Origin of the sequence: Pseudomonas simiae (assembly GCF_900111895.1) — a bacterium.
In the GTDB taxonomy this organism is placed as follows: domain Bacteria; phylum Pseudomonadota; class Gammaproteobacteria; order Pseudomonadales; family Pseudomonadaceae; genus Aquipseudomonas; species Aquipseudomonas simiae.
In genome coordinates this window covers 390,215-403,138 of the sequence record NZ_FOKB01000002.1, presented here as the reverse complement: position 1 = coordinate 403,138, position 12,924 = coordinate 390,215, and the positions used below count along the sequence as shown (strand labels likewise).

The 12,924-nt window shown below is 61.0% G+C and carries 12 protein-coding genes; 7 read left to right on the top strand and 5 right to left on the bottom strand.

All coding sequences use genetic code 11. The annotated features are described in order from the left end of the window. Positions 1 to 101: 101 nt before the first annotated feature. Positions 102 to 1,181, bottom strand: coding sequence for an LPS export ABC transporter permease LptG (lptG, locus tag BMZ57_RS07865; protein ID WP_010212884.1), 1,080 nt, complete (start codon positions 1,179 to 1,181; stop codon positions 102 to 104). Next, the gene (lptF, locus tag BMZ57_RS07860) at positions 1,174 to 2,292 is read right to left on the bottom strand and encodes an LPS export ABC transporter permease LptF (protein ID WP_010212885.1); all 1,119 of its coding nucleotides are present in this window, start codon (positions 2,290 to 2,292) and stop codon (positions 1,174 to 1,176) included. The genes lptG and lptF overlap by 8 nt, the downstream gene beginning before the upstream one ends. Before the next feature lie 283 nt (positions 2,293 to 2,575). Between lptF and BMZ57_RS07855 the strand changes: the two genes are divergently transcribed. The 5 genes from BMZ57_RS07855 to rlmF all read left to right on the top strand — a co-directional run bounded on the left by BMZ57_RS07855 (position 2,576) and on the right by rlmF (position 9,267). Then, positions 2,576 to 4,066: a leucyl aminopeptidase gene (locus BMZ57_RS07855; protein WP_069672373.1), complete on the top strand. Its 1,491-nt coding sequence runs from the start codon at positions 2,576 to 2,578 to the stop codon at positions 4,064 to 4,066. 67 nt (positions 4,067 to 4,133) lie between these two features. Then, positions 4,134 to 4,562 carry a DNA polymerase III subunit chi gene (locus BMZ57_RS07850; protein ID WP_069672374.1) on the top strand — a complete coding sequence of 143 codons (429 nt, stop codon included), beginning with the start codon at positions 4,134 to 4,136 and terminating at the stop codon, positions 4,560 to 4,562. Positions 4,563 to 4,569: 7 nt separating this feature from the next. Next, positions 4,570 to 4,953, top strand: a complete 384-nt coding sequence (locus BMZ57_RS07845; RefSeq protein ID WP_010212888.1) for a hypothetical protein — start codon at positions 4,570 to 4,572, stop codon at positions 4,951 to 4,953. A 212-nt stretch (positions 4,954 to 5,165) separates the two neighbouring features. Next, positions 5,166 to 8,012, top strand: coding sequence for a valine--tRNA ligase (locus tag BMZ57_RS07840; RefSeq protein ID WP_010212889.1), 2,847 nt, complete (start codon positions 5,166 to 5,168; stop codon positions 8,010 to 8,012). A 238-nt stretch (positions 8,013 to 8,250) separates the two neighbouring features. Next, positions 8,251 to 9,267, top strand: a complete 1,017-nt coding sequence (gene rlmF / locus BMZ57_RS07835; protein ID WP_010212891.1) for a 23S rRNA (adenine(1618)-N(6))-methyltransferase RlmF — start codon at positions 8,251 to 8,253, stop codon at positions 9,265 to 9,267. Between the two features lie 66 nt (positions 9,268 to 9,333). Here rlmF and BMZ57_RS07830 read toward each other — a convergent pair whose 3' ends face one another. After that, a complete protein-coding gene (locus tag BMZ57_RS07830) occupies positions 9,334 to 9,615 on the bottom strand; it encodes an HU family DNA-binding protein (protein WP_005785131.1) in 282 nt (93 codons plus the stop codon). 396 nt (positions 9,616 to 10,011) lie between these two features. On the opposite strand from BMZ57_RS07830, the gene yejK reads away from it, so the two are divergent. Further along, on the top strand, positions 10,012 to 11,016 hold the full coding sequence (gene yejK, locus BMZ57_RS07825) for a nucleoid-associated protein YejK (protein WP_010212893.1): 1,005 nt from the start codon (positions 10,012 to 10,014) through the stop codon (positions 11,014 to 11,016). Continuing rightward, positions 11,016 to 11,366, top strand: a complete 351-nt coding sequence (locus BMZ57_RS07820) for a glutaredoxin family protein (protein ID WP_010212895.1) — start codon at positions 11,016 to 11,018, stop codon at positions 11,364 to 11,366. The genes yejK and BMZ57_RS07820 overlap by 1 nt, the downstream gene beginning before the upstream one ends. On the opposite strand, the gene BMZ57_RS07815 is transcribed toward BMZ57_RS07820, so the two are convergent. Next, complete coding sequence (locus BMZ57_RS07815; RefSeq protein ID WP_044286681.1) at positions 11,367 to 12,344, bottom strand: FecR family protein; 978 nt, start codon at positions 12,342 to 12,344, stop codon at positions 11,367 to 11,369. Beyond that, entirely contained in the window at positions 12,341 to 12,919 is a 579-nt protein-coding gene (locus BMZ57_RS07810; protein WP_010212898.1) for an RNA polymerase sigma factor, read from the bottom strand. Before BMZ57_RS07810 ends, BMZ57_RS07815 begins: the two co-directional genes overlap by 4 nt. Positions 12,920 to 12,924: the final 5 nt, after the last annotated feature.

Below are 12,924 nucleotides of genomic sequence, written 5' to 3'. Positions count from 1 at the left end.
GGGAATTGTACCTGATGCTCAGGCCAGACGTCATCTTTGCTGACCAGAACAAAAATGCCCCGATCTACCGACCGGGGCATTTTTTGTTCATAAGCGCGGAATCAACCGGCCCGGCGCAGCAGCCAGAAGCCGGCCAGGGCGCAAATCGCCGTGGGCACCAGCACCGCAAACAGCGGCGAGAAGCCGAACACCAGGCTCGATGGGCCCAGCAGGTCCTGGGCGATGCGGAACGTGAACCCCACCAGTACACCCGTGAATACGCGCTGCCCCAGCGTTACGGAACGCAGCGGACCAAAGATGAAGGAAATTGCCATGAGCACCAACGCGGCAGTCACCACGGGTTGCAACACCTTGACCCAAAATGCCAGCCAATAACGGCCGTTGTTCAAGCCCTGGTCCTTCAGGTAGTGGATATAACCCCACAGCCCGGAGATCGGCAGGCTCTCAGGGATCATCACCACGGTATTCAACAATTCCGGCTTGAGGGCAATGTCCCACTCCTGGCTCGGCACATTGATCACTTCGGTGCTGGCCTTGGTGCCTTGGCCGACATTACGGAAGTAGGTGGTGGTAACGTCGCTGAGTTGCCATTTTTCGCCGCTGTACTGTGCACGTTTGGCGAAGCTGGACTCCAGCAAATGACGTTCTTTGTCGAACGTGTAGCGGGTCACACCAATCAACAGGCCGCCCGGCTGCACGGCGTTGATATGGATGAATTCATCACCCTGGCGGTGCCACAGGCCGTGCTTGGCGCTTTGCGCATCGCCCGAACCCTGGGCCAGGGCGCGATTGGCCTGGGCCGTGGTTTCCGCCGGTGGGGCCACGTATTCGCCGATCAGTACGCTGCACGCCATCAGCAGCAGCATGGGCTTCATGACCGCCCATACGATACGACCGATGGACACGCCGGCGGCGCGCATGATGGTCAGTTCGCTGTTGCTGGCCAGGCTGCCCAGGCCGATCAGGCAGCCGATCAGCGCGGCCATCGGCATCATGTCGTACAGACGGCGCGGCGCGGTGAGGCCCACATAGCTCAGCACGTCCCACACGGTGTAGGTGTCGGTGACGTTGCCGACTTCATCGATGAAGGCGAACAACGATGCCAGCCCGAGGATGATGCCCAGTACCGCCAGGATGGCGATCAGTACGCTGCTACCAATGTAGCGATCGAGCTTAGCCACGAGCCAACTCCTTCTGGCCACGACGGCTCTTCATTTTCAAACGGATCGGTTCCCAATACAGCAGGCCCAGGCCAATCACCAGGAAGATCCCGTGCACCCACCACAGCCCCAGGGTCGGCGACAGCTTGCCTTTCTCCAGGGAGCCACGGGCGGAAATCAGAATGGTGAGGTAAGCCATGTACAGCAGGATCGCCGGCAACAGCTTGAGGAAGCGGCCCTGACGTGGGTTGACGCGGGACAGCGGCACCGCCATCAAGGTCACGATGAACACCAGCAACGGCAAGGAAATCCGCCATTGCAACTCGGCGATCGAGCGCAGTTCCTTGCTACCGAACAGCTCGGTGGTCGGGATGGCGTCGCGGTCGGTGACTTCGTCGCTGATATCCGGACGAGCCAGCATCACCCCATAGGTGTCGTACTTGATCGCACGGTAATCAGCCATGCCCGGACTGCCATCGTAGCGATAGCCATTTTCCAGGATCAGGTAGCGACTGCCGTCAGGACGCACTTCCTGGCGACCTGAATCGGCCACCAGCACGGAAATACCACGATCTTTCTTGTCCTGACCCAGACGCTTCTCGGAGATGAACACACCGCCCAGGTTGGCGCGGTCGTCGGTCATGGTTTCGGTGTAGGTCACACGCGAACCGTCATTGAGCGCCTGGAAGCGGCCCGGTTCGAGGGTGTCGAACTCGGTCATCGCGTCCTGTTTGTTCAGGACCAGCTGGAACTGCATGGCGCCCTGGGGGGCCAGACCCAGGCTCAGCCAGGCCACGATCAGCGCGACGCCGGCGGCCGGGATCATGGTCATGCCCAGCAGGCGCTGCTGGCTCATGCCGGTGGCCGAAAGCACGGTCATTTCGCTTTCGAGGTACAGGCGGCCGTAAGCCAGCAGGATCCCGAGGAACAGGCCGAGCGGCAGGATCAGCTGCAGGAAGCCCGGCAGGCGAAAGCCCATGATCAGGAACAGCGAGCCCGGATCCAGGGCGCCCGAGGCGGCTTGAGCCAGGTATTTGACGAAACGACCACTCATGATGATGACCAGCAACACCGCACTCACGGCACTCAGGGTCAACAGGACTTCGCGGGACAGATAACGGAAGACGATCAAACCAGACACTCCAGGGTTGTCAGGCTAAGGCGGCCAAACAAGCAAGCATACCGAGCCAGCCCATTTGCAGGGGCCGACTAAAAAGATGGCGCATTATCCTGTGATTGACCGCGCCTGTCACTGCGCAACCTCATGCGCATGCACAAAGCGGGTGACAAGGGTTGTCAGGCTCCGCCGGCGAGGTTCAAACTGCGGCCTTTGTTGCCGGCGGCTTACACAGCTGCCTGGTATTAAAGCCGGAGTACAGACTCCTGGCTAACCGACCTGTATAAGGGACCCGAAAATGGAATTGGTTGTAAAAAGCGTTAGCCCCGAAACGTTGAAAACCGCCACCCTCGTGGTCGCCATCGGCGAAGGCCGCAAGCTCGGCGTTGCCGCCAAGCAACTCGACGAACTCAGCGGCGGCGCCATCAGCGCAGTGCTCAAGCGCGGCGACCTGGCCGGCAAAGTCGGCCAGAGCCTGCTGCTGCAGAGCCTGCCTAACCTCAAGGCCGACCGCGTATTGCTGGTGGGCGTGGGCAAGGACGCTGAACTGGGCGACCGTCCATTCCGCAAAATCATCAGCGGCATCCTCACCACCCTCAAGGGCCTGGGCGGCACTGACGCCGCGCTGGCGCTCGACGAAGTCGTGGTCAAAGGCCGTGACAGCTATGGCAAGACTCGCCTGCTGGCCGAGAGCCTGATGGATGGCGGTTATGTCTTCGACCAGTTCAAGAGCACCAAAGCCGAACCCCGCGCGCTGAAAAAAATCACCCTGCTGACCATCAAGGCCGCCCAGGCTGAAGTCGAGCGCGCCGTGACCCACGCACAAGCGATCGCCAACGGCATGTCGTTCACCCGCGACCTGGGCAACTTGCCGCCGAACATTTGCCACCCGACCTTCCTCGGCGAACAAGCCAAGGCGCTGGGCAAAGAGTTCAAGGGCCTGAAAGTCGAAGTGCTGGACGAGAAGAAGATCAAGGAACTGGGCATGGGCTCGTTCTATGCCGTGGGCCAGGGCAGCGACCAGCCGCCACGCCTGATCGTCATGCAATACAACGGCGGCAAGAAGTCCGAGAAGCCTTACGCACTGGTCGGTAAAGGCATCACCTTCGACACCGGCGGCATCAGCCTCAAGCCGGGCCTGGGCATGGACGAGATGAAGTACGACATGGGCGGCGCCGCCAGCGTGTTCGGCACCCTGCGTGCTGTGCTGGAACTCAAGCTGCCGATCAACCTGGTGTGCATCCTGGCCTGCGCCGAGAACATGCCGAGCGGCGGCGCGACCCGTCCGGGCGACATCGTCACCACCCTGAGCGGCCAGACCGTCGAAATCCTCAACACCGACGCCGAAGGCCGCCTGGTGCTGTGCGACGCGCTGACCTACGCCGAGCGCTTCAAGCCACAGGCCGTGATCGACATCGCGACCCTGACCGGTGCCTGCATCGTCGCCCTGGGTTCCCACACTTCGGGCCTGTTGGGCAACAGCGACGAACTGATCGAGCAACTGCTCAGCGCCGGTAAAGCCGCTGACGACCGTGCCTGGCAATTGCCGCTGTTCGATGAGTACCAGGAACAACTGGACAGCCCGTTCGCCGACATCGCCAACATCGGCGGCCCGAAAGCCGGCACCATCACTGCTGCTTGCTTCCTGTCGCGCTTTGCCAAGAACTTCAACTGGGCCCACCTGGACATCGCGGGCACGGCCTGGACCAGCGGCGGCAAGGACAAGGGCGCCACCGGCCGTCCGGTTCCCCTGCTGACCCAGTACCTGCTGGACCGCGCCAAGGCCTAAACGCAATCCCCCTGCAGGAGCCGGCTTGCCCGGTCCTGCGGGGGGATGCGCAAGCCCAGGAAATGCAATGACCCAAGTCGACTTCTATATATTGCCCAGCGCCGACCCGCTCGCGCGCCTGGACTTTGCCTGCAAACTCACCGAAAAAGCCTGGCGCATGGGCCACCGCATCTACCTGCATTGCAGCGATGCCGCCCAACGCGATGAGCTGGATGCCCGCCTCTGGCGTTTCAAGGGCGAAAGCTTCGTGCCCCACGGCCCCGCCGAATCTGAACCTGAAGGCCTGGTTGTCCTGGGTTTGGGAGACAGTTGCGGCGACCACCTGGACCTGCTGGTCAACCTGGACCTGAAAGTACCGCCGTTCGCCAAGGCATTCGCCCGTGTGGCGGAAGTGGTGGTTGAGGATCCGGCTATTCGTCAGGCCGCGCGGGAGAGTTTCCGTTTCTACCGCGAACAGGGCTATCCTCTGCAGGATCACCGGCTACAACGACTTTGAGCACACGATGGACACTCCAAACCCTCTAAAAAAAGATGACCACCTGCTGGACGACCTCGAGTCGATCCGTCAGTTGCTGGGTGATGATGACTTGCAACCGCCGCTGTTGACCGAACCGGTCGAGGGCGAGGTACAGATTCCGCTGTTGTTCGACATGGTCGGCGGCAAACCCGTCGCGCCGGAGCCCGTCGCCGTGGCCCCCGCCGTCGAACCTGCGCCTGCTGAAAAAGGCCCAGATGCCCTGCTGCTGCACCTGGACAACGAACTGCGCGCTGCCGCGCAACTGATCATGCAAGACGTGATCGACGACTTTGCCCCGCATATCGAAACCGAGATCAAGCGCCGGCTGGATGCGCGCATGGAGCGGTTGCTCAGCCAATACCAGTCTTAAGCCATACACGTCACCCTGCGGGAGCGGGCTTGCTGGCGAAAGCGCTGGATCAGTCAACGCCTGAGCTGACTGCCACACCGCTTTCGCCAGCAAGCCCGCTGCCACATTTGCTCAGCGTACATCTCAAGCCTGTCTTCACCTCGCCCTGCGCCCTATCCCCCGTTATACTTGTCGGCTTTCCTGAATTAATGCCAACTAGGGTCCCGCCGCGCATGGATAAGACCTACCAGCCGCACGCTATTGAAACTTCCTGGTACCAGACCTGGGAGTCCGAGAATTATTTCGCCCCGCAAGGCGCGGGCGATTCCTACACCATCATGATTCCGCCACCGAACGTCACTGGCAGCCTGCACATGGGCCATGGCTTCAACAATGCGATCATGGATGCGTTGATCCGTTTCCGCCGTATGCAGGGCCGCAACACCCTGTGGCAACCGGGCACCGACCACGCCGGTATCGCCACCCAGATGCTGGTGGAACGCCAACTCGAAGCCACCGGCCAGAGTCGCCACGACTTGGGGCGCGAGAAATTCCTGGAAAAGATCTGGGAGTGGAAGGACCAATCCGGCGGCAATATCAGCCGTCAGATTCGTCGCCTGGGCTCGTCCGTGGACTGGAGCCGCGAGCGTTTCACCATGGACGACGGCCTGTCGGAAGCCGTGAAAGAAGCCTTCGTGCGTCTGCATGAAGACGGACTGATCTACCGCGGCAAGCGCCTGGTCAACTGGGACACCAAGCTGCACACAGCGATTTCCGACCTCGAAGTGGAAAACCACGATGAGAAAGGCTTCCTGTGGAACCTCAAGTACCCGCTGGCCGACGGCGCCAAGACCGCTGAAGGCAACGACTACCTGATCGTCGCCACCACCCGTCCGGAAACCATGCTCGGCGATGCCGCCGTTGCAGTTAACCCGACTGACGAGCGCTACCAGGCGCTGATCGGCAAGTTCGTCGAGCTGCCATTGGTCGGCCGGCGCATCCCGATCATCGCAGACGACTACTGCGACCCTGAATTCGGCACCGGCTGCGTGAAAATCACCCCGGCCCACGATTTCAACGACTACGAAGTCGGCAAGCGCCACAACCTGCCGCTGCTGAATATCTTCGACAAAAACGCCGCCGTACTGCCGGCTTGCCAGGTGTTCAACCTGGACGGCACGCTGAACGAAAGCATCGACGGTAAGATTCCGGCCGAATATGCAGGCCTCGACCGTTTCGAAGCACGCAAGCAGATCGTCGCCGCCTTCGACGCTGCCGGTTTGCTGGTCAGCGTTGACGACCACGCCCTGAAAGTGCCGAAGGGCGACCGCTCCGGCACCGTGATCGAGCCGTGGCTGACCGACCAGTGGTACGTCTCCACCAAGCCGTTGGCAGAACCTGCCATCGCCGCCGTGGAAGATGGCCGCATCCAGTTCGTGCCGAAACAGTACGAGAACATGTACTTCTCGTGGATGCGTGACATCCAGGATTGGTGCATCAGCCGTCAACTGTGGTGGGGCCACCGCATTCCGGCCTGGTACGACGAGTCGGGCAAGGTCTACGTAGGCCGTGACGAAGCTGAAGTGCGCGCCAAGCACAACCTCGGTGCCGACATTGCGCTGCAACAGGACAACGACGTACTGGACACATGGTTCAGCTCGGGCCTGTGGACCTTCTCCACCCTGGGCTGGCCGCAGCAGACCGAATTCCTCAAGAAATTCCACTCCACCGACGTGCTGGTCACCGGTTTCGACATCATTTTCTTCTGGGTTGCCCGGATGATCATGCTGACCATGCACCTGGTGAAAAACGAGGATGGCACGCCGCAAGTGCCGTTCAAGACCGTGTACGTGCACGGCCTGGTGCGTGATGGCCAGGGCCAGAAGATGTCCAAGTCCAAGGGCAATGTGCTGGACCCGCTGGACATCATCGACGGTATCGACCTGGAAACCCTGGTGCAGAAACGCACCTCGGGCCTGATGCAGCCGAAACTGGCGAAGAAGATCGAGAAGCAAACCCGCGACGAATTTGCCGACGGCATCGCCAGCTACGGCACCGACGCCCTGCGCTTCACGTTCTGCTCACTGGCGTCCACCGGTCGCGACATCAAGTTCGACATGGGCCGCGTCGAAGGCTATCGCAACTTCTGCAACAAGATCTGGAACGCGGCGCGCTACGTATTGGACAAAGGCGAAGACTGCGGCCAGAACGGCGAAGCCTATGAGTTGAGCCTGGCCGACCGCTGGATCATCTCGCAGCTGCAGCGCACCGAAGCCGAAGTGACCCGCCAACTCGACCAGTTCCGTTTCGACCTGGCCGCACAGGCCTTGTACGAGTTCATCTGGAACCAGTATTGCGACTGGTACCTGGAACTGTCCAAGCCGGTACTGTGGGACGAAAACGCGCCGGTCGAGCGCCAGCGCGGCACCCGTCGCACCCTGGTGCGCGTGCTGGAAGTGGCGCTGCGCCTGGCCCACCCGTTCATGCCATTCATCACCGAAGAAATCTGGCAGCGCCTGGCGCCGCTGGCCGGTATCGAAGGCAAGACCATCATGCTGCAACCTTGGCCAGTGGCCAACGAAGCACGCATCGATGAAGCGGCCGAAAGCGATATCGAATGGCTCAAGACCCTGATGATGGGCACGCGTAACATCCGCGCCGAAATGAACATCGGGCCGGGCAAGCCATTGGCCGTGTTTGTGAAGAACGCCAGTGCGGAAGATCAGCGTCGCCTCACCGAAAATGATCCACTGCTCAAGAAGCTGGCGAAGCTGGAATCGATCACCGTCTTGGCGGCCGACGCCGAAGCACCGCTGTCCGCCACCGCGCTGGTTGGCGAGATGGAAGTGTTGGTGCCGATGGCGGGCCTGATCGACAAGGGCGCCGAACTGGCACGTCTCGACAAGGAAATCGGCCGTCTGCAAGGCGAAGTGCAACGAGTGGGCGGCAAGCTGTCCAACGCGGCCTTCGTCGACAAGGCCCCGGCTGAAGTGATCGAGAAAGAACGCGCCAAGCTGGCCGAGGCTGAACAGGCCCTGGGCAAGCTGGCGGAGCAACATGCGCGGATCTCCAGCCTGTAAGGTGTGAGCCGTGTGAAAAAAGAGACCTTCGGGTCTCTTTTTTTTGCCTGGACATTTCCGATCTCCTGCTGGCAACGCGGTCAATGTGGGAGCGGGCTTGCTCGCGAAAGCGCTGGGTCAGTCACTGAATGTGTATCCGATATACCGCCTTCGCGAGCAAGCCCGCGCCCACATTTGACCGAGTTGCGCTCAAGATGTGTGACAATGCCCACCACTTTGAGCCAACACCAGAATCATCATGACCGCCCCCAGCACGCCAAAACCTCCGCGCAAGAAGCCTAAAACCGCAGCCACGACCAAGCCCGTTGTGCCGCGCAAGGAGGCCACCCTGCATCCGCGCAACCGCCACACAGGCCGTTACGACTTCCCGGCGCTGATCAAGACCACGCCGGAACTGGCGCAATTCGTGATCATCAACCCATACGGCAAGGAAAGTATCGACTTTGCCAGCCCGGATGCAGTGCGTGTGTTCAACCGAGCGCTGCTGAAAGCGTTCTATGGCATCCAGCACTGGGACATCCCGGCCGACTACCTGTGCCCGCCGGTACCGGGGCGTGCAGACTACGTGCACTTCCTCGCCGACCTGCTGGCCAGTACCAACGACGGCAAGATCCCGCGCGGCTCTATCGTCAAGGTGCTGGACATCGGCATGGGCGCCAACTGCGTCTACCCGCTGATTGGCTACATGGAATACCGTTGGAATTTCCTCGGTTCGGAAGTCGACCCTATCGCCGTCGCCGCAGCCAGGGCCATCGTGCAGTCCAACGACCTGAGCAAGGTCATTCAATTGCGCCAGCAAACCAATCCCAAACAGATCCTGCTGGGCTTGCTGGAGCCGGGCGAGCGCTTTGACCTGACCATGTGCAACCCGCCCTTCCACGCGTCGATGGATGAAGCGACCAAGGGCAGCGAACGCAAGTGGCGCGCCTTGGGCAAGGCGGATCCCAAGCGCAAGTTGCCGGTGCTGAACTTTGGTGGCCAATCGGCCGAGCTGTGGTGTGAAGGCGGTGAAGCGCGCTTTGTGACCCAACTCATTGCCGAGAGCGCACACTTTGCTCATAAAGTGCTGTGGTTCAGCACCCTTGTGTCAAAAGCGTCGAACTTGCCCGCGATCGAGACAGCCCTGAAAAAAGCCGGTGTTCTGGAAAGCCAGGTAGTGGAAATGTCCCAGGGCCAGAAGCAGAGCCGTTTCGTGGCATGGACCTTCCAGACCAAGAACGAACAGCAGATCTGGCGTCAGCGCTGGGTGCGTTAAGCACAAATCGCAGGCAACAAAAAACCGTGCCCGGATCACTCCGGTGCACGGTTTTTTTACCGCATCTTACTTGTTAACAGCGTCGGTCAGGCCTTTGGCCACAACCAGCTTGATAACTTTCTTGGCAGCGATTTCGATGGCAGCGCCAGTCGAAGGGTTACGGCCAGTACGGGCAGGACGCTCGGTCACTTTCAGCTTGCCGATACCTGGCAGAGTGATTTCGCCGCCGTTTTCCAGCTGATCGGCAACGATCTGGCCCAGTTGGTCCAGAGCTGCGCGCGCGGTGGTTTTCGGCGCGTCGATAGCTTCAGCGATATCAGCGATCAGTTGGTCTTTAGTCAAAGCCATTGTGGTGTTCCTTCCCTATCAAATTCATATGGATTGCAGAGTGCAGTGTCAGCCGTCGAGCCTGACCGTCATGGCCTGGCACCCCCGGCTATAACCACGGAGATCGGGGTTATAGATGCTTGAAACGGGGATTGGTTCGACCTGACAGATGCTGAATGCACGCTTATCGCCGAGACTTGGCGTAAGACGGGGCAAAACTAGCACAGAGACGGGGAAATATCCGCTTCTACCTACCCATTTGGTCAGCTTTATCGCTCTAAACCGTGAAAAAAAGGCATATAGACCGTCGGAGGGTGCCCAAAACCGCCTTCGAAGCGTGTCTTGGCCAATGGGTGCGGTACACTGGGCGACTTTTCGGGGAGGCCAACCGCTCCCCTTCAACCAGCCGAGAAGCCTATGCCGATCCGTCATTGCATCGTCCACCTGATCGACAAAAAACCCGACGGCACACCCGCAGTTCTCCACGCCCGCGACTCCGAGCTTGCCGAGTCGGCCGCCATCGAGAACATGCTTGCCGACCTCAACGAGAGCTACAACGCCAAACAAGGCAAGGCCTGGGGTTTCTTCCACGCCGAGTCCGGCGCGCACCCGTTCAGCGGCTGGTTGAAGGAGTATTTCGACGGTGGCCAGGATTTCACCACCTTCAGTCGCACGGCGGTCGAGCACCTGCAAAAACTGATGGAAGAGTCCAACCTCTCCACTGGCGGCCATGTGTTGTTTGCCCACTACCAGCAAGGCATGACCGACTACCTGGCCATCGCCCTGCTGCACCACAGCGAAGGCGTGGCGGTGACCGACGAGCTGGACGTGACCCCGTCGCGCCACCTGGACCTCGGCCAGCTGCACCTGGCGGCACGCATCAACGTGTCCGAGTGGCAGAACAACAAGCAGTCCAAGCAGTACATTTCCTTTATCAAGGGCAAGAACGGCAAGAAGGTCTCGGAGTATTTCCGCGACTTCATCGGCTGCCAGGAAGGCGTCGACGGTCCGGGCGAGACCCGTACCCTGCTCAAGGCGTTCAGCGACTTCGTCGAAAGCGAAGATTTGCCGGACGAGTCCGCTCGCGAGAAAACCAAGACCTTGGTGGACTACGCCAGCAGCCAGGCCAAGCTCGGCGAGCCGATGGGCCTGGAGGAACTGTCGGGGTTGATCGATGAAGATCGGCCTAAGGCGTTCTATGACCATATCCGCAACAAGGACTACGGCCTGTCGCCGGAGATCCCGGCGGATAAGCGCACGCTCAACCAGTTCCGCCGTTTCACCGGCCGCGCCGAGGGTTTGTCCATCAGCTTTGAAGCCCATCTGCTGGGCGACAAGATCGAATACGACGAAGCCGCCGGCACCTTGATCATCAAGGGCCTGCCGACTCAACTGACTGATCAGCTCAAGCGCCGTAACTGATGCTTGGCGGGGTTTTCAAGAAAGTCCTGCTGGTGTTGCTGGTGGTGGTAGTGATCCAGAACTGGGGCAAGATCGAGCGGGTGTTCAACCCGTCGCAGGTGGCGCCGGAGCACGTGCGCACTTCGGCGCGTGTGGTGCTCTATTCCACCGAGTGGTGCGGGTACTGCAAGCAGATCCGCCGCTTTCTGGACCAGAAGGGCATTCCCTACCAGGCGTTCGATATCGAGAAAGATGCCCAGGCGCGCAAGGCGTATGAGGCGTTGGGCGGGGGCGGAATTCCGTTCGTGGACGTGAACGGCACGCTGATTCGCGATTACGCACCGGAAAAAATCATGGCGGCGCTGAAATAATCAGCGCACCACGATCATCCGTCCCAATAATGTGTGCTGTTCGAAGCCAAGCACGGCTTGCAACGCATTCAACACGGCCTGCGGGTCCTTGCTCGGGAAACTGCCGCTGACGCGCTTGGCACCCATCTCTTTGTTGAGCAACAGAATGCGACCTGGGTAATAACGCTCCAGGTCCTTGACCACGTCCGCCAACGGCGCTTTGTAATAGTTGAGCCAACCGTCGCGCCAGGCCAGGCGTGATTCGCTGTCGACCGCGTGCAGGGCGTCGGCGACGCCCTCGGCGTAGGCCACCTGCTGCCCTGCCGTAAGAATTTGCTGTTGACCCTGCTTGGACGGCGTCACGCCAACCCGCCCGGACAACACCGTCACCTCAGCGCCTGCCGGCTGCAGGCGCACTTCAAATTGTGTACCCAGCACCCGCGCTTCACCACTGCCCGCCTCCACCACAAAAGATTGCCCGGTGTGGGTCACGCTGAAAAAGCCGGCCCCGCGGCGCAACTGGATATGCCGTTCGCCCTGGGTGAAGTCCACGGCGATGGCGCTGTCGGCATCAAGGGTCACTTGGGATTGGTCGGCCAGCGTGACGGTTTTGACTTCGCCCGGCGCCGTCACGTAGTCGGCGCCGAAATCATCAACCCAGCGTGACGGCTGCCATCCGACGCCCATGGACACCATCAACAGCAGACAGGCGGCCATCGCCAACGCGCCAGACCAACGCGCCACCCGCGAGCGCTTCGAAGGGTTCATCGCGTTGAGATAACCCTGCAACACCAACGCCTCTTCGTCCGCGAGCTTGCGCGCTGGCACTTCGCTCAACTCCCACAGCACCTGGGCCTGGGCATAGGCCTCGACGTGCGCCGGGTCAGCCCGCAGCCACTGGCTGAACGTGGCCTGGTCACCACCGCTGGGCTGGTCATGCAGCAGACTCAGCCAGGCCAGTGCTGCTTGTTCCTGGGCGGGCGTAGGGGTGACGTTCACGGTGCTTTCCCTGGCGTGCGTGGGGATGAGGGTTCGCGAAGGCTGGCTTTGCAGGCTTCGAGGGCACGCATCATATGTTTTTCCACGGCGCTTTGGGACAGGCCCATCGCCTTGGCGATTTGCGCGTACTTGCGGCCATGGATGCGGTTGAGCAGGAAAATCTGCCGCGTGCGCTCGGGCAGGCTGCGCAAGGCCGCTTCGACGTGACGCAGATCATTGCCGGCTTCCAGTGCCGCCTGGGGTTCTGAACCTTGGTTGTCTTGCTGTTCGGGCAACCAGCCTTCACTGCTGCGCGCCCGCGCGCCTTCGCTGCGCAGGTGATCGATGGCGATGTTGCCGGCGCAGCGCAGCAGGTAAGTGCTGAGTTCCTCGACCTGTACCAAAGGCCGGCGCCAGAAACGCAGGAACAGATCCTGCACCAGGTCGGCCGCCGTGGCGCGGCAGCCGACGCGGCGACTCACCAAGGCCTCCATCTGCGAACGCTGGGACAAAAACACCTGCAGAAAATGCGCACGCCCGCCTGCCGCGTCAGCGTGCTGGCTGTCCTGGGATTCGGGTGGCGTGCTGATCATCATGGGCG